Consider the following 17,492-nt stretch of genomic DNA (forward strand, 5'->3'; position numbering starts at 1 on the left):
GGCGACCTCGCGGGTCAGGGCCGTTCCCGGACGGACGAGGTCTGGCGCTGGTCCGGTCGTTGCCGGTTATGGCGTGTTTTCAGGCTGGCATCGGCGGCGACGCCTTCGCGTCGGTGGAAGCCCCTGATGTCGTCGCCGGTCGCCACCGTGCAGAGAGGTGGATGGCCGTTGCCAGGGCGTGCCAGACCAGCAAAAGGGCCGGTGTGCGGGCAGGCCCGGCATGCGGCGACCGAATCGCCCACCCGTCCACGGTTTAGAACGGGGGTTGGCGGACGGGGTTCGCGTCGGTGACAATTACCTAATTTTTACAGTGCCGACAGATTCGAGTGGGAATGAAACTGGCGAATCTTCTAGGCCGGCACGCGGAGCGCGAAACGGTCAAGCAACTGCTCGCCCGGGCGCAGGCGGGGCGCAGCGGGGCGCTCGTGGTGCGCGGGGAAGCGGGCATCGGGAAGACGGCGCTGGTGGAGTATGCCCGCGACGTCGCGGCTCCTTTGGGGTTCCGGGCGGAGATTCTGGCCGGAGCGGAGTCTGAGACGCAGTTCGCATTCGCCGGTTTGCACCAGCTGTGCGGGCCGTTGCTGGACCGCGCGGGTGCGCTACCCGAGCCGCAGCAGGCTGCCCTGGGCGTGGCGTTCGGGCAGCGAGCCGGTGCCGCGCCGGACCGGTTCTTGGTCGGGCTGGCGACCCTTAACCTGCTGGCCGAGGTCGCCGAGGAGGGGCCACTGTTGTGCCTCGTCGACGATGCGCAGTGGCTCGATCAGCCATCCGCCCAGGTGCTGGCGTTTGTGGCACGTCGGGTGGCGGCCGAGCAGTTGGCGCTGGTGTTCGCACTGCGCGACCACGACGGAGGCGACGTTCGCCCGTTCTCCGGGCTGCCCGAGCTGCGCCTGGATGGGCTCGGCGAGACCGACGCGCAGGCGCTGCTGGCTGCCGCGGTCCCCACACCGCTGGACGACGGGGTCCGCGACCGGATCATCGCCGAGTCGCGCGGCAACCCCTTGGCGCTGCTGGAACTTCCCCGAAGCACGCCGCCGACGCAGCTGGCCGGCGGGTTCGAGCTGCCGGACGCGTTGAGCGTTCCTCACCGCATCGAGGAGAGCTTCCAGCGCCGTTCAGGTAGCCTGCCCGTCGAGACGCAACTGCTCCTGTTGGTCGCGGCCGCCGAGCCGACTGGCGAAGCGGCGCTGCTGTGGCGCGCGGCCGCACACCTGGGGATTGCCCGCGAAGAGGCCGCACCCGCCGAAGCCGCCGGACTGCTGGAGATCGACACCCGGGTGCGGTTTCGCCATCCGCTGGTGCGCTCGGCGGTGTACCGGGCCGCCACACCACCCGATCACCGCCGCGCACACCGCGCGCTGGCCGCTGCCACCGACCCGCAGCTCGACCCCGACCGGCGCGCCTGGCACCGTGCGCAGGCCGTGCTCGGCACCGACGAGGAAGCCGCCGCAGAACTTGAGCAATTGGCCGACCGGGCGCGAGCCCGCGGCGGGTGGGCTGCCGCAGCGGCGTTCCTGCAGCAAGCCGCCGAGCTGACTCCCGAGCCGGCCGACCGTACGAGACGGGCGCTGGTAGCCGCGCACGCCAAGCACGAGGCCGGTGCGCCCGAGAGCTCCCTGAGGCTGTTGACGATCGCGGCCGCCGGGCCGCTGGACGCGTTGCAAGCAGCCCGCCTGAAGTTACTGCGTGCCCAGGTCACGTTCCACACCACGCGCGGTAGCGAGGTGCCGGAAATGCTGCTGGACGCAGCCAGGACCCTCACCCCGCTCGATGCGGCCCTGGCCCGTGAGACCTACCTGCACGCGCTCGACGCGGCGCTCGTGGCCGGTGACTCCGACCGCGGCGTCCTGGAGGTCGCCGAGGCCGCTCGGGCCGCACCTGCACCGCCAGGGTCGCCGCAGCCGTCGGACCTGTTGCTTGATGGCCTCACGAAGACCTTGACGGGTGGATATGCGGCGGGAGCGCCTAGGCTGCGGCACGCCCTGGAGGCGTTTCGCAACAGCCCGCTCACGGACCCCGAGCAAGACCGCCAGAGCGACCGCTGGCTGCGGCTGGCCGGCCGCAACGCGGTGGCAATCCTCGACGACGAGCTGCTCTACCTACTGGCCAGCCGTAACGTCCAGTTGACTCGTGAGGCCGGTGCGCTGACGAAGCTCCCGGACTCGCTGCGCTTCCTGTCCATCACGTTGGTCCTGATGGGCGAACTCGCCCGAGCCGGCGAGCTCGCCACCGAGGCGACGACCATCACGCAGGCCACCGGCGGCGTACAGCTGCGGCACGCTCACATCATCCTGAGTGCCTGGCGTGGCGACCAGGCGGAGACCACGGCGCTCAACGCCCTCACCGCCCAGGACCCCGCCTTCTCCGACGAGAGTACGGAGGCCTCCTTCGCTCAGTACGCGATGGCGGTGCTCCACAACGGGCTGGGCAACTATCCGGCCGCGCAGGACGCTGCGGCACGGGCGTTCAATTCCCCAGAGCTGGCGCTCAGCAACCTCGTCCACTTCGAGCTCATCGAGTCAGCTGCCCGCGCCGGTCGACCAGAACGAGCGGTCGAGGCGATGAAACAGCTCTGCTCCCGGGCTCGTGCCAGCGGGACGCCGTGGGCGCTGGGAATGGCGGCGCGCTCAGAGGCGCTCACGAGCACCGGATCGGCAGCCGGGGATCAGTACCGCGAGGCGATCGCGCAGCTCAAGCACAGCCGAATGGGCGGTTACCTCGCTCGTACCCATCTCGTCTACGGCGAGTGGCTGCGCCGCGAGGGCCGCCGTCGGGAGGCCCGCGAACAACTTCGCACCGCCCACGAGCTGCTGTCCGATATGGGTGCGGAGGCGTTCGCGGAGCGTGCCGCCCGCGAACTACGCGCCACCGGTGAACACCCACGAAAACGCGCCGCCCAGCCGACCGACGCGCTCACCGCCCATGAGCTGCACATCGCCCGGTTGGTCGCCACCGGAGCGACCTCCCGGGAGGTCGGCGCACAGCTGTTCCTGAGCCCGCGCACGATCGAAGCCCACCTGCGCAGCATCTTCCGCAAGCTGGGCATCACCTCCCGCAGGCAGCTCAAAGAACTTGCACCTGCTGATTGGGCAGGCCGCGGGTAGCACCGGCCGGCGGTGGGTCAGCGCCCGACGTGCTGCCATGAATCACGTCCTGGCAGCTGTCGCGGCAACGTCCGCCCCAGGCCGGGCCCTCTACGGCGATCGACGGTGCCATCACGGTCAGTGTCTCCTCGCTGACATCTCGCCATTGTCGCCCGTCCGCAACCGGGGACGGGTCGACGGCGCCGGACCGGGACCGGGCGGCGAGAAATGCGCCGCACCGACGCCATCACGTCCGGGCCCTGACCCGCTAGTGTGTGGAAACAGCGTTTCCATTCATGCCATCACAGGGCAGGGGGACCAGCGTGCATCGCAGCCAGGAAGACACCGCCGCCGCGCCGGAGGCCGGCGAGCAGACCACCACGTTCGGCCCACTCCAGCTCTCACCGGGCACGACCCGGACCAACATCAGCGGGTTCTACTGGCTGGCGCTGACGTCGATCATGACGTTCACGTTCATCCCGGCCGCGCAGACGGCACTACTCACCTCCGTCCTGGGTGTGCCCAAGGGGGAGCAGGGTTCGATCGTGGGCACCGCTGGGCTGATCAGCGAAATCGTCCTGATCGCGGCGGTCGGCCTGGCCGGTGCCTGGTCCGACCGCCTCGGACGGCGCCCGATCGTGGTCGGCGGCTACATCCTGCTCGGCCTCGGCGTCGGCATGGCACCGTTCCTCGGCTCGGTCCTGCCCTACTACCTGGCCCGGGGCGTCGCGGCCGTCGGCGTGGCGATGGTCACCGTGATGCTCACGGCCGTGGTCGCCGACTATGTCCGGGACAGCACCCGCGGCAGAGCCAACGGCATTCTCGGTTTCTGCAACGGTCTCGGCGCGCTCGTCACGTTCTTCGTGCTGATCAAACTGCCCGACATCTTCGAGGGCATCGGGATGGACGCGATCGCCGCGCTGCGGGCGACCTACCTCATCGTCGGCGGGCTGGCCCTGTTCACCGCGATCCTGATGCGGCTCACCCTCCGGGGCGGGCTGGCGACAACGCACTCCGAGCACATCCCGATCCCCAGGCTGCTGCGCGAGGGCGTAGCCGAAATCCGGCGCCCCGGCGTCTCCTTCGCCTACCTCAGCGCCTTCGTCGCCCGAGCTGACCTGGCGCTCGTCGGCGCCTACCTCACCCTCTGGGCACAGCAGTACGGCACCCAGCACCTCGGGCTCAGCGAGGCCGAGGCGCTGGCCAAGGCGGGTCTGTTGCTGGGAGTGGCCAACGGCATCGCGCTGATCGGGGCACCGGCCATCGGCATCATCGCCGACCGGCTGTCCCGCACCGACGCGGTGCTGATCTCCCTGGGGACCGCCGCCCTCGGCTACACCGCCACGATCTTCGTCGGGGACCCGTTCAGCCCGCTCGGCTACGCCGTCGCCGCGCTGATCGGGCTCGGCCAGGTCAGCGCCGTCATCTCCAGTCAGGTGCTGATCGCCGAACAGGCTCCCAGCCGTACCCGGGGCTCGGTCATCGGAACGTTCGCGCTCAGCGGTGGCATCGGCATCATGATCGCGTTCGCCGCCGGTGGCACCCTGTACGACAACTGGCGCCCCGCCGGCCCGTTCGTCCTGTTCGGCATCCTGGCCGGGCTGGCCTGCCTGTACGGCCTGGCCGTCCGATCGAGGATCCCCAACCACCCGGTGGACTGAAAGTCCCCCGCTATGCGACTGGAGGGCCGGAGGTGGGTGTGCCAACCACGATCGTTGTGGGCGCCGGGCCGGGTGGCCTGGCCTGTGCCATCGCCGCCGCCGACGCGGGCGGCACCGTGCTGCTGTTGGAGAAGGCGCCGGACGTTGGGGGCGCCCTGCCCTACTCGGGCGGGCACCTGTCCGCCGGCGGCTTCTCGCTGCAGCATGAGCGGGGCATCAGCGACGACCCCGAGCGGCACTTCGACGACGTCTGGCGGATCAGCCGGGGCGCCGCGCGGGCCGACCTGACCCGGCTGACGCTGCGCGAACAGCCGGCGGTGCTGGAGTGGCTGCTCGCCGCCGGGCTCACCGTCGATCCGGGTACGCCCCGCATCGTGTACGGGCACGAGCCATACCGCACGCCGCGGACCGTCCACGCCACCACCGTCCCCGGCGGTCCGGCCATTCTGGCCGTGCTGCGCCCGATGCTCGACGCGCATCGGGCCGCCGGCCGCATCGATCTGCGCTGCGAGGTGCGCGTCACCGAGCTGCTGACCGAGGGCGGCGCGGTGGTCGGGGTGGCCACCGCCGACGGCGCGCGGTGGCGGGCACCCGCCGTCGTGCTCGCCACCGGCGGATTCGGGTACGCGCCGGAGTTGTTCGCCGAGCTGGAGGGCGCGCCGCTGACCACCTCGGCGGCGCCCACCTCGACCGGCGACGGCCTGCTCATGGGCCGGTCGGTCGGCGCCGGCCTGCAGGGACTGGGCCGCTACATCCCCACCTTCGGCGGGCTGCCCCCGGTCGACGGCGACCTTCGGGTCGACTGGGCGCACCGGCCGCACCTGGTGGCGCCGGAGCGGCCGCCCTGGGAGATCTATGTCGACCGCGCCGGAAGTCGCTGGATCGCCGAGGATGAGCCCAGCATCGACCACAAGGAGCGGGTGCTGACCACGGTCGACCGGATGACCTTCTGGACGGTCTTCGACGCCCACGCCCTGCGCGAGTCGCACCCGATGGTGCACGGCTGGAGCGCGGCCGAGCTGGACGCCCAGTGCGGCCGGCGCCGCGGCGTGCACCGGGCGTCCGGGCTGGCGGAGCTCGCCGGGCTGGCCGGCATCGACCCGGCGGGGCTGTCGGCCACGGTGGCCCGCTACAACGGTTTCGTCGCCGACGGCCGGGATGCCGACTTCGGCCGGACGTACCTGCCGGCGCCGATCGTCGAGCCGCCGTTCTACGCGCTGGAGAACCATCCGGTCACCCTGATCACGTTCGCCGGCCTGGACGTGGACGAGCTGCTGCGGGTCCGCCGTGCGGACGGCACGACGATCCCCGGCCTGTACGCCGTCGGCGAGGTGATCGGCTCCGCCGCCGTCAATGGCAACGCGTTCTGCTCCGGCATGTGCCTGACGCCGGCCATGGCCTTCGGTCGGCTGGTCGGGCGTCGGCTCGCGGGGACCGCCGGCTGAGCCGGTATTGGCCGGACAGTCCAGAGCGGACAGAGGTTCCGGGCCGAGTCAGTGCGCGAAGGCGAAGCCCTCCGCGCGCAGCTTGCCGGAGCTGATCGGCACGAACGGGGTCCTGATCTCACCCCGGTAGGTCAGCGCGGGCCAGCCGCCAGCGGCGCAGAGTTCGTCGAGGACGGCCTGGTTGGTCTGCGGCACGACCGCGTCCGGTACCGCGTTGAACACGCCCGTGAGGTCGCGGGTCACCACGAAGTCGAGCGCGGCGGCGGCGTCGCGGTAGTCGATGCGGTAGTGCAGGGCTTCGGCCGAGAACGGCACGCTGCCGCCGAGCATCTCGTGGGCCAGCTTCACCCGGGTCGGATAGTCGAGGTCGCGCGGATGCCCGTACACGTCGGGGATCCGCAGCGCGGCGCCGCGTGGGGCGGCCAGCACGGCGGCCTCGGCGGCGATGAAGTTGCGGGGGGAGGCGTCCGGGTCGTCGGTGACCGGGGTGGCCTCGTCGACCAGCGCGCCATGGCCGGCACCGTAGACCGACACCGAACTGGTGAAGACCACCCGGGGATGCACGGCGGCGGCGGTGCGCGCGGACGCGGTGAGCGTGTCGGCGTACTCGGCGATGCGCTGGTCGGCGTCGAAGGCTCGGGCGATGCGCGGGCTCACGGTGAGCACGACCGCGTCGGCGCCCCGGGTGGCCTGCTCGACGGCCGCGCGGTCGCTGCCACGGAGGACCGCCACCTCGGTGCAGACGGGCGTCAGCTCGGGCACCCGCTCGGGGGAGGTGGTGGTGCCGACCACGTGGTGGCCGGCTGAGACCCAGTGACGGGCCAGCTCCATGCCGACGTTGCCGCATCCGATGATCACGTAACGCACCTGAACCTCCCTAAGGGAAACGCTGTTTCCCACTCTGCCCGATCTCCGGCCCCCTGCCAAGACCGAGGCCTGCCGGCGACGCTGCGGCGTCGGTGGAGTCGATCAGATCGGCCGGCGCAAATCGCCTGTCGGGCTATTGACAGGAGGGCGCCACGGCTGCCTTTATGGGACCTATCCAATTTTGGAAACCGCCGTTTCCATCAGCGAAACGGCGGCCAGGGGTGCACCGTTCCCCACAGGAAGGAGAGCGGGACCGCAATGGGATTGCTCAGAACTACGGCTACAGCGGTGGGCGTGGCGGCGTTGGTCGCCGCCGCTACCGCGGTCTGCGTGTCCCCCGCGCAGGCGTACGGCCCCACCCCGGGCAACCTGGGATGCCGGCTGTACTTCAACGACGCCGGTACCGGCAGCTCGCCGACGAACTGGGCCGACTCGTTCGGGCTCACTCAGACGCCGGCGACGCCGAGCCCGGGGCAGACCGTGACGGTGACCTTCACCGCGGCGACCGGTCCGAGCAACGGCCCGGTCGCGATCAACCCCGGTGACGTGCCGATCCTGGTGGAGGCGGTGCTGGGTGGCTCGCAGAGCGGCCCGGTCACGCTCACCCAGCCCAACTACCCGGCCGGTCCGATCCCCGGCAATGCCCCCACCGGCCCGATCACCGCCACCGGCACCTACGTGGCGGGAGCGACGGGAGCCGCAACGCTCACCGTCAACCGGGTGATCCTCAACAACCCGATCGCCAAGACGTACTGCTCGGCGGCGGGCGACCGGGACCACAAGGCAGCGCCGGTCCCGACACCCATCGTGGAGAGCTTCACCGTCTTCGGTGGCACGGTCTCGGTCACCTCGGTGACCGGCCAGACCGTGACCGGGTCCGCCCGGGCCGGCAACGTCATCAACTACGCGGTGACCGGTCTCGCGCCGTCCACCACCCTGACCGCGACGCTGCGCGCGGCCAACGGCACCGGAACGCCCGAGGGCACGGGAACGGGCACGACCGACGCCACCGGCGCCGGCACCGGCACGCTCACGGTGCCCAGCGGCGCCACCACGGGAGCACGTACCGTGGCGGTCTCGGACGGGACCAACACGGTCTCCGTCCCGATCACGATCCTCGGCTCGCCGAGCATCGCGATCACGCCCAGCGGTGGCGGCTCCGGCACCGTGGTGACGGTCACCGGCACCAACTGGAACCCGGGCAGCACCGTCACGATCGGCGGTTACAAGGCGCTCACCGGCGCCCCGCCGCCGCCCGCGACGAGCGACCCGGCAACGACGGCCACGGCCGGCGCCACCGGTGGGATCAACGCCACCTTCACCGTCACGGACAGCACCACCGCGTACATCGGCGCGCAGTCCGGCGCCCTGTTCGCAATCTCCGCCTGGACGGGGTCGGCTGACTCGTGCACCGCCAAGTCCGGCTCGGCCACGACCGGCAACTGCACCCTTTCGTACAACCTGTCGCAGACCGTGACCGCCGGAAACCTGTCGATGGCTCGCGCCGCCGGCAGCGGCAACATCGCGTTCTCCGGCGTCACCGTCGGCGGCAGCGTACAGACGACGACGGGCAACCTGTCGACCGTCACGGTGACCGACTACCGGGGCAGCACCTTCGGGTGGAGCCTCGTCGGCACGGTCACCGACTTCACCGGCACCCCGGGCGGAACCATCGCCAAGAGCAACCTGTCCTGGACGCCGGCCTGTGTCGGCACCGCCGGCGCGACAAACGCGGTCACCGCGGTGGCCGGCACCCCGGGCACGGTCGACGCGGCGACGCTCTGCTCCGCGCCGACCAGCGCCACCGGTACGGGCGGCAGCTTCGACGCCTCGGCCGGGCTGTCCCTCTCCGTGCCGGCGAACCAACTCGCCGGTGCCTACGCCGCGACCCTCACGCTCACCCTGAGCTGAGGACCGCCTTGAGGTGTGGGGCGGTCGGCCGAGCCGGCCGCCCCACACCGACCAGTCGAAGGGTGGAACCGCGTGCGTCACCCCCTCTGGCCACGTCACCGCCGCACCGTTGCGGTGGCCTTCGCCGCCGCTGTCGCCGTTGCCGCGCTGACCATCGTCCCGGTCGGGCCGGCCGCCGCGGCGGACAACGGCGAGTGGGCCGTCGTGCCCACCCCGCCGGCCAACGCCGGGCCCACCCCCCGGCTCTACTTCTTCCTCGAGTCACCCGCCGGCCGGACCCTCACCGACTCGGTACGCGTGATCAACCGCACCGACACCGAGCGCACCTTCACCGTGTACGGCGCGGACGCCTACAACACCGCGCGCGACGGCGGGTTCGCGCTGCGCCGGGTCGACGAGAAGCAGTCGGACATCGGGGTGTGGACGGCGGTCGGCGCCGGCACGGTGGCGATCCCGCCGAAGGCGCAGGCCGACATCCCGTTCTCCATCACCATTCCGACGAATGCCAGCCCTGGCGACCACGTCGGTGGCGTCGTCGCGATGGAGGCCGTCCCGGGCGGACGGAGCGAGCGCGACGGCGTGGTCATCGCGGTGCAGCGGGCCGTCGGCGCCCGCATCTACCTGCGGGTCGCAGGGCCTGAGGTGCCCGGCCTCAACGTCGCCGACCTGGACCTGACGCACCCGACGCCGTGGCTGCCCACGCCGGTCGACGGTGCCCTGGAATACACCCTCGCCAACACCGGCAACCTGCACCTCGCCCCCACCCTCACGGTCACCGCCTCCGGCATGTTCGGGCATCAGATCCGTCAACGTGGCGCCACTCCCCAACTCGACCTGGTGCCGGGCACCGAGGCGCGGATGCGTGCCCAGTTCACCGGGCTCTGGCCGGTCGACGTGGTCACCGCCACCGTGACGGCGAAGGCCGACGGCGGCGTGCTGGCGGTGCGGACCACCCGTACCGTGGTGGTCTCCTGGACCGGCCTCGCCGCACTCGCCGCGCTGGTCGCCGCCGGCGTCATGGCCTGGCGCAGACGCCGCCGCGCCCAGGTGGCCCGCCCCCGGGGCGTCCGGCCCGCCCGCGCGCCTGCGGAGGTCGGATGACGAGGATCGCGCGCACCCTGACCGCCGTCGCCTGCGCGCTGGCCTGCGGGCTGGCACTGCCCACCGGCCCGGCGTGGGCCGCCGCCGAGGGACTCACCCTCGCCGCCCCGGCAGCGGCACCGGGTGACCCGCTCGGGGTGACCGGCACCGGCTGGCCCGGCGGCGCGCTGGTCCAGATCGTCACCTGCGGACAGCTTGCCATCGCCGGCTCGGCCTCCTGCGACACGCGGGCCGCCCTGGCCGTTCCGGTGCGCCCGGACGGCACCTTCGCGGTGCAGTACGTGCTCGGCACCCCGCCGGTGCCCTGCCCGTGCGTCGTGCACGCCACGCTGGTCGGCGGAGCAGCGCGTGGCCAGGTCGACGCCCCGCTGGAACTCACCGGGCACGCCATGGGGGACACCCCCACGGTCTCTGCGGCCCCGGTGCGCCTCGACGTGGTCGAGGCGGGAATCGTCGGCCGGCCTGGCTGGCGGAGCCTGTTCGGCGCGGCGGCGACCCGGACCCTCGTCTACACCGTGCACAACCCCGGGCCGCAGCCGCTGCCCAACCCGCCCCTCAACGTCCGGGTCGGCCGGGACGGCAGTGGCGACCGGGTCAGCACGCCCGGCGCCGACGCCATCCGGCCGGGCGAGACGCGCACCTACCGGGTGCCCGTCACCACCCCGTTCGCCGCGTTCGGCCGGTACACCGTGCAGGCCGACCTGGGCGGGTTCGGCCCGACCGAGGTGACGCTCCGGACGTACCCGTGGGGCCTGTTCGTGGTGCACCTGCTCGGCGGGGTGCTGATCGTCGTGGGCGTCGCCCGCCGCATCAAGAACCACCGCAACCGCCCGCCGCTGCCCGCGATGGCCGCCGCCCCGGCCGGCACGCTGCTGCCGTCCGTCGTGCGGGTCGGCTCGCTCGGTGCGTACCTCGTCTTCGACGACGCTCCCGGTGCCGGTCAGCTGCGTCGGCGGGCCGGTGCCCACCTGAGCGTCGCCGCGCTGCGGGACCTGCTCGGCGACGCCGGGCTGCCGAACGGATCCGGCGCCGATCCGGCCGCGGGCGCCGCGATCGTCGACCTCGCCGCGCTCGACGCGGTGCTCGCAGCCCGCCCAGGCGCGGACACGCGGGCCGGAGCCGGCGGCGGCAACCAGTCCGCCGCCGCCGTGATCGATCTGGCCGCGCTCGACACCTACCTCGGGAGCCCTCGATGAGCCGCGATCCTGGCAGCCACGCCGACGGCGGGGACCGGACTTTGACGGTACGGGCGGCCGTCGCCGCCGTCGCCGCGCTGCTCGCCTTCGTCAGCTGCGGCGCGGTGCTGCCCGGCGCGGGTGGCGCGGACGGCACCGGCGTCGGGCCCGGCGTCACCGCCGACGAGGTCACCGTCGTCTTCGTCGGCACCGACCTCACCAAGACGGCGAACCTGACCGGGTTCAACACCGCCTCGGCCGGCGACCCGGCGCGCCAGATGCGGGCGCTGGAGAGCCACGTCAACGCCAACGGCGGCATCGCCGGCCGACGAATGCGGGCGGTCTTCCGCAACTTCGAGGCGAGCGACGACTCACCGGCCACCGAGGAGAAGCTCTGCAACCAGATCACCCAGGACGACCGGGCGTTCGCGGTCGTGCTCACCGGTCAGTTGCAGGCCAACGCCCGCCCCTGCTACGCCCAGCGGCGCACCCTGGTGCTGGACGCCACCCTGATCACCATCGACCAGGCGACGAACGAGCGGCTTGCTCCGTACCTGTTCGCCCCGGCCTACCCCCTGTACGACGACTTCGTGCGCGCATACCTGCCGGCGCTGGCCGCACAGGGCTTCTTCGACGGGGCCCGGCAGGCGGGCATCGTCGCGGTGGACGCACCGGCCAACCGGGCGATGTACGAGCAGCACGTGGTGCCGTACCTGAAGCAGCGGGGAATCACCCCGACCTCGGCCTGGATCGACACCACCGACCTGGGCACCCTCAACACGGGGCTCAACCAGGCTGCCGTCGACCTGCGGGCCAAGCGCGTCGACCGGGTCTTCTTCCTCGGCGGAACCCGGCTGGCCTCCTTCTTCCTCACCTCGGCCGCCGCGCAGGACTTCACCGCCCGGTACGGCATCTCCAGCTACGACAATCCCAGCTTCCTGATCGGCAACCCGGGCATCATTCCGCGCGAGGCGCTGACCGGGGCGGTGGGTATCGGCTTCAATCCCAGCCAGGACGTCGCCGACCGGGAGTACGCCTTCCCCGCCACCGACGCCGAACGCACCTGCCTGGGCATCTTCGCCGCGGGAGGTGAGTCGTTCGGCACCCGCGAGAACGCGCGCGTGGCCTTCCCGTACTGCGACGCGGCCCTGCTGCTGCAGGCCGGCGCGAAGGACCTCGGCGCGGACCTCAACGCGCACCGGTGGCTGGCGGCCGTGGGCAGGCTCGACACGAGTTTCCAGCCGGCGACCGGATTCTCCGGGCGGCTCGGTCCGGGCCGGTTCGCCGCCTCGAACAGCTACCGGGCGTTCGGCTACGACAGCGGCTGCGCCTGCTTCACCTACCGCGGGGAGGACGTGTCCTTTGCGACCCGATGACAGCATCCCGCCGGGCATCGCCCGCGACGGTGCGGGGGCATGGCGTTCCCGGAGCGCGGGCTGGGCCGCGGGCACGGCCGGCGGCCTGCTGACCGGGGTGCCCCTGCTCGGCGCTGCGGGACTCGCCCGGGGCCTCGGTGTCGACCTGACCAGCGTGCTGGCTGCGGTGATCGCCGCCGCGGTGGTTGGCGCGGCCGCGACCGTCGCGGTCGTGCAGCGGGTGCCGCACCGCCATCCGGTACGGGCCGCGCTGCTCGCCGGCGCCGGGTTGGGCGCCGCGCTGCTGCTGGTGCTCAACGTCGCCGCACCGATGCCGGGACTGTTCGCGCTCACCGCGCTGGGGCTGCCCTGGGCCGTCCTGGTGGTGGCTGGCCGCGCGGTCGTCGCCGCGACGGCGACCCTGCGGTACTGGCACGTGGGGCTGCTGAACGGGCTCGGCCTGGCCGCGCTGCTCGTTGGCGGCACCGGCGGCGGCGCCGGTTACCACTGGGCGGCGGCCGGCGTCCTCGCGGCGCTCGGCGCGCTGGCCGGGGCGGCCGCCGCGGACCTGCCGAGCGATGCCGGGTGGCCACCGGCGCTGCGCACCCTGTTCGACAACGCCACCCGTCCACCCACCGCGCGTGTCGCCGTGCTGGCCCAGGCCGGCCTCGGCCTGGTCGTGCCCGGCGCACTGATCTTCGCCGTCGACGTGCTGCGCGCCGAGTTCGGCCTCGGTCCGCGCGGCGCCGTCGGTGTGGTCGGCGACGCGCTGCTCGCTGGGGCCGCGCTCGCGGTGCTGCTGCGGGGCGAGCGGGCGAGACGCCTGGCCGTCGCCGCAGCCCCGGCCGGGCTGCTCGTCGCCGCCGGTGCGGTGCTCGTCGGGGCCACCCCCGCCGCGGTCGGCGTCGTGCTGTTCGCATCGGGCCTGGCCGTGGCCGCCGGTGCGCTTGTCGCACTCGCCATCTCGGGCGAGCGCGTCGCCGCCGAGGTGCTCCACCCGGACGCCCGCCCCGCGTTCGCGGCGGCGGCGTCGGTGCTGTCCCTGGCCGGTGGCCTGGGCGGCGCCGGCCTGCTCGCCCTGCTCGGTACCCGGTACGGTGCCGGTCCGGCGTTGGCGGTGGCCGCGGCGGCGGTGCTGGTCGGCGCAGGCTACGCCCGGCGGCTCCAGCGCACCGCCTCGGCCGACGCCGAGCGGCTGGCCCGGGTGCTCGCCGACGAGGCGGAGGTCGCCCGGCTACGGCGCGGCGGCGCGCGCCCGGCCGCCCTCTCCTGCTCCGGGATCGACGCCGCGTACGGTCCGGTCCAGGTCCTCTATGACGCCGCCATACGCGTCGACGACGGCGAGATGGTGGCGATCTGCGGCCCGAACGGGGTCGGCAAGACCACTCTGCTGCGGGTGCTCTCCGGGCTGCACCGCCCCGCCGCCGGGGTGGTCCGGCTCGGCGGGGTCGACGTGACCGCGCTGAACGCGCCCCGCCGAATCGAGCTCGGGCTCTCCACAGTGGTCGGCCAGGCGGTGTTCGGTTCGCTCACCGTCACCGAGAACCTGCGCATGCACGGCTACGCGCTGGGTCGGCACAGCGACGCGGTGCACCGGGGGGTCGATGCGGCGTTCGCCGTCTTTCCCCGCCTCTACGAGCGGCGGGACCAGGTCGCCGCCACCCTGTCGGGCGGTGAGCGGCAGCTGCTCGTGCTCGCCAAGACGCTGATCCAGCGCCCCCGGATGCTGCTGGTCGACGAGCTGTCGCTCGGCCTGGCCCCGGTCGTCGTCGGCGGCCTGCTGGAGATGCTGCGCCGGCTCAACGCGCGGGGCACCTCGCTGCTGGTGGTGGAGCAGTCGGTCAATGTGGCGCTGTCGCTGGCCGACCGGATCTATTTCATGGAGAAGGGTGCGATGGTCGCCGAGCACACCGCGAGCGAACTGGCCGGCCAGCCGGACCTGGTCCGGGCCCTGATGCTCGGCGGCCACGCACCGGCTGAGGATGCCGAGCCCGCCCTCCAGGCACCGGACACTGAGCTTGCGCCCCAGGCCGCCCCAGCGGACGGGGCGGTGCTCCGGTGATCGGCGGTTTCGACTTCGGCCCGGACCGCATCGTGCTGGGTCTGTTCACCGGCCTCACGTACGGGCTGCTGGCGGTCGGGCTGGTGCTGGTCTACCGGTCCAGCCGGTTCGTCAACTTCGCACACGGCGCGGTCGGGGTGTTCGGCGCCGCCGTGGTCGGCCGGCTGGTCGGTGACGACGTGCTGTCGTACTGGCTAGCCCTGCCGGTCGGGATGCTCACCGCCGCAGCGGTCTCCGGCGCGATCGAGCTGAGCGTGGTCCGCCGGCTGCGGCACCGGCCCCGGGTGATCGGCATGATCGCCACCCTCGGGCTGTCCCAGTTCGTACTCGTGCTCGCACTGCTGGTGAACAGCTCGGGGGCCAGCGGCCCGGCATTCCCGGCGCCGCCCGGCATGCCGTCGTTCACCGTCGGCAACACCCCGGTCGGCCCGGCGTTCACCGCGATGCTGCTGCTCACCCCGGTGCTGCTGGTCGGGCTCGCCATGTTTCTCAAGCGCAGCCGGTTCGGGCTGGCGATCCGGGCCGCCGCCGACGCCCCCGACGCGGCCACCCTCAACGGTGTCACAGCGGCCCGGATGGCAACCCTGGCCTGGTCGATCGCCGGCGCCGTCGCCGCCTTCTCGGCGATCCTCGTGGCACCGACCCAGGGCACCCAGTCGATCGAGACGCTCGGCCCGGCCCTGCTGGTGCGGGGCCTCGCGGGTGCGGTGATCGCCCGGTTCTCCTCCGTACCGATCGCGTTCGCAGCCTCGCTGGGCATCGGGGTGGGGGAGCAGATCCTGCTCTCCGGTCAATCCAGCGGCGGCCTCGTCGAGCTGGCCCTGGTCGGGGTCATCCTGGTCGCGCTGCTCGCCCAACCGGTCCGCGCGCGCCGCGACGGCGAGGACGGTGGCTGGGGCCGGATCGGCGCACCGCCGTTGCCCGCCGCGTACCAGCGGGTCTGGCTGCTGCGAAACCTGGGCCGGGTCGTCGCCGGGGTGGGGTTCGCCGTCGCCGCCGTGCTGGCCTTCGTGATCAGCAACGAGAGCGCCTCGGTGCTCATCGCGATCATCGGCTTTACCCTGGTCGGCCTCTCGATCGGGCTGGTCACCGGCGTGGCCGGCGAGCTGTCCCTGGGCCAGTTCGCGTTCGCCGGCATTGGCGCCGCGGTGTCGGTGCAGGTCTCCGTGCGGACCGGCAACCTCTTCCTGGGGATCCTCGCCGGCTGCGCGGCGGCGGCGCTGGCCGCAGTCGCGGTCGGGGTGCCAGCGCTGCGCCTGCGCGGGCTCGCCCTCGCCGTCACCACGCTCGCCTTCGCGCTGGCCACCAGCGCGTTCCTGCTGCGGCAGGGGTGGCTGCTCGGCGACGGTGCCCAGGTGCCCAAGCCGCGCATCGGGGGCCACACCTTCGACCTGGCCACCGACTACTACCTGTTCGCGCTGGCGACGCTGCTGCTCGGCCTGTGGGTCACCGCGAACCTGCGTACCGGTGCCTTCGGGCGGATCCTGGTGGCGCTGCGCGACAATGCCGACGCCGCCCGAGCTTTCACCGTCGCGGTGCCGGTGCGGGTCCTGCAGGCGTACGCGGTCGCGGGCGCGCTGGCAGGTCTCGGCGGGGCGGTGATCGGCCACGGGCAGACCCAGCTCACCGTGAACACGTTCCCGGCCTCGGCCAGCATCGACGTCGTCGCCACCGTGGTGGTCGGCGGGATCACGTTGCTGGGCGGCCCGCTGCTCGGGGCGTTCCTGATCATCGGTGTGCCCGGATTCCTGGAGCTGGACATCATCGGCCAGGCCGCGCTGACCCTGGTCTGGCTGGTCGTGGTGATCGCACTGCCGGCCGGGCTCGGCGGGCCGGTGCTGTGGCTGCGTGACCGGTTCGCCGCGCTGATCGTCCGAGGCCGCGGCGCACCGGCGCCGCCCGCCGCCGATGAGGTGGCCGAGCCCGTGGCCGGGCCATCGCCGGCCGCCGCCGGATCCGGTGGTGCGATCACGCTGCCGCCGCGCACCGTCCCGCTGCGACCGGCGGTGACCGGCGAGCCGCTGCTCTCGGTGCGCGGGGTGGCCCGCTCCTACGGCGGCGTGCGGGCCGTTGCCGGCGCCAGCCTCGACGTCACCGCCGGCGAGGTGGTCGGCATCATCGGCCCGAACGGGGCCGGCAAGACCACGCTGTTCGAGATCGTCGCAGGCTTCACCCGCCCGGACCGGGGCGCGGTCCTGTTCGCCGGCCGCCCGGTCACCGGGCTGTCGCCGCAGCGGCGGGCCAGCCTCGGGCTGGTGCGCTCGTTCCAGGACGCCCGGCTCTTCGCCACCATGACGGTGCTGGAGACCGTCATGGTGGCCGGCGAACGCACCGCGCCGACGAGCCTCTTCGCCGCGGCTCTCGGTGCAGGCGGCCCGGACCGGGCCAAGCGCCGCCGGGCCGAGGAACTCGTCACGCTGATGGGTCTGGCCCCGCTCGCCGATCGGTTGGTCGGGGAGCTGTCCACCGGTACCCGCCGGATCGTCGAGATCACCTGCCTGCTGGCGCTGGAGCCGGCGCTGCTGCTGCTCGACGAACCCTCGTCGGGGGTGTCCCAGACCGACGGCGTCGCGCTGGGCGAGGTGCTGCGCCGGATCCACGACGAGCTCGGCGTCACCATGGTCATCATCGAGCACGACCTGCCGCTGCTCGCCCGGCTCGCCGACCGGCTGGTCGCGATGGACGGCGGCCGGGTCATCGCCGACGGCACTCCGCAGGAGGTCCGCACCCACCCCGACGTGGTCCGCTCCTACCTCGGTACCGACCACGCCGCCGTCAACCGCTCCGGCGCGCCCGCCCAGCGTGCGGCGGTGCCGTCGTGAGCGCTGTCCG

The 17,492-nt window shown here is 73.1% G+C and carries 10 protein-coding genes; 9 read left to right on the forward strand and 1 reads right to left on the reverse strand.

From position 1 onward, the window contains the following. The first annotated feature begins 332 nt into the window (after positions 1-332). The 3 genes from ABZ808_RS00370 to ABZ808_RS00380 all read left to right on the forward strand — a co-directional run bounded on the left by ABZ808_RS00370 (position 333) and on the right by ABZ808_RS00380 (position 6,189). Positions 333-3,104, forward strand: a complete 2,772-nt coding sequence (locus tag ABZ808_RS00370; protein ID WP_356998757.1) for an AAA family ATPase — start codon at positions 333-335, stop codon at positions 3,102-3,104. 302 nt (positions 3,105-3,406) lie between these two features. Beyond that, positions 3,407-4,744: an MFS transporter gene (locus ABZ808_RS00375; RefSeq protein WP_356998760.1), complete on the forward strand. Its 1,338-nt coding sequence runs from the start codon at positions 3,407-3,409 to the stop codon at positions 4,742-4,744. Positions 4,745-4,782: 38 nt separating this feature from the next. Further along, positions 4,783-6,189 (forward strand): FAD-dependent oxidoreductase, encoded by a 1,407-nt coding sequence (locus ABZ808_RS00380; RefSeq protein WP_356998763.1) that lies wholly within the window; start codon positions 4,783-4,785, stop codon positions 6,187-6,189. Positions 6,190-6,237: 48 nt separating this feature from the next. Here ABZ808_RS00380 and ABZ808_RS00385 read toward each other — a convergent pair whose 3' ends face one another. Further along, entirely contained in the window at positions 6,238-7,056 is an 819-nt protein-coding gene (locus ABZ808_RS00385) for an NAD(P)-binding domain-containing protein (RefSeq protein ID WP_356998766.1), read from the reverse strand. A 294-nt stretch (positions 7,057-7,350) separates the two neighbouring features. Between ABZ808_RS00385 and ABZ808_RS00390 the strand changes: the two genes are divergently transcribed. The 6 genes from ABZ808_RS00390 to ABZ808_RS00415 all read left to right on the forward strand — a co-directional run bounded on the left by ABZ808_RS00390 (position 7,351) and on the right by ABZ808_RS00415 (position 17,482). Beyond that, the gene (locus tag ABZ808_RS00390; RefSeq protein WP_356998768.1) at positions 7,351-8,967 is read left to right on the forward strand and encodes a hypothetical protein; all 1,617 of its coding nucleotides are present in this window, start codon (positions 7,351-7,353) and stop codon (positions 8,965-8,967) included. A gap of 72 nt (positions 8,968-9,039) precedes the next feature. Then, on the forward strand, positions 9,040-10,068 hold the full coding sequence (locus ABZ808_RS00395; protein WP_356998771.1) for a DUF916 domain-containing protein: 1,029 nt from the start codon (positions 9,040-9,042) through the stop codon (positions 10,066-10,068). After that, positions 10,065-11,264: a hypothetical protein gene (locus ABZ808_RS00400; protein WP_356998774.1), complete on the forward strand. Its 1,200-nt coding sequence runs from the start codon at positions 10,065-10,067 to the stop codon at positions 11,262-11,264. Before ABZ808_RS00395 ends, ABZ808_RS00400 begins: the two co-directional genes overlap by 4 nt. Continuing rightward, positions 11,261-12,619 (forward strand): hypothetical protein, encoded by a 1,359-nt coding sequence (locus ABZ808_RS00405; RefSeq protein WP_356998776.1) that lies wholly within the window; start codon positions 11,261-11,263, stop codon positions 12,617-12,619. The genes ABZ808_RS00400 and ABZ808_RS00405 overlap by 4 nt, the downstream gene beginning before the upstream one ends. Continuing rightward, entirely contained in the window at positions 12,606-14,660 is a 2,055-nt protein-coding gene (locus tag ABZ808_RS00410; RefSeq protein ID WP_356998778.1) for an ABC transporter ATP-binding protein, read from the forward strand. Before ABZ808_RS00405 ends, ABZ808_RS00410 begins: the two co-directional genes overlap by 14 nt. Continuing rightward, positions 14,657-17,482, forward strand: coding sequence for an ATP-binding cassette domain-containing protein (locus ABZ808_RS00415; protein ID WP_356998780.1), 2,826 nt, complete (start codon positions 14,657-14,659; stop codon positions 17,480-17,482). Before ABZ808_RS00410 ends, ABZ808_RS00415 begins: the two co-directional genes overlap by 4 nt. The last annotated feature ends 10 nt before the right edge of the window (positions 17,483-17,492 follow it).

The organism is Micromonospora sp. NPDC047527 (assembly GCF_040643015.1).
Lineage (GTDB): Bacteria > Actinomycetota > Actinomycetes > Mycobacteriales > Micromonosporaceae > Micromonospora.

Bases quoted from the DNA above. Each gene is read 5' to 3' on its own strand.
- ABZ808_RS00370 (WP_356998757.1), top strand. From the start codon at position 333: ATGAAACTGGCGAATCTTCTAGGCCGGCACGCGGAGCGCGAAACGGTC.
- ABZ808_RS00400 (WP_356998774.1), top strand. From the start codon at position 10,065: ATGACGAGGATCGCGCGCACCCTGACCGCCGTCGCCTGCGCGCTGGCC.
- ABZ808_RS00405 (WP_356998776.1), top strand. From the start codon at position 11,261: ATGAGCCGCGATCCTGGCAGCCACGCCGACGGCGGGGACCGGACTTTG.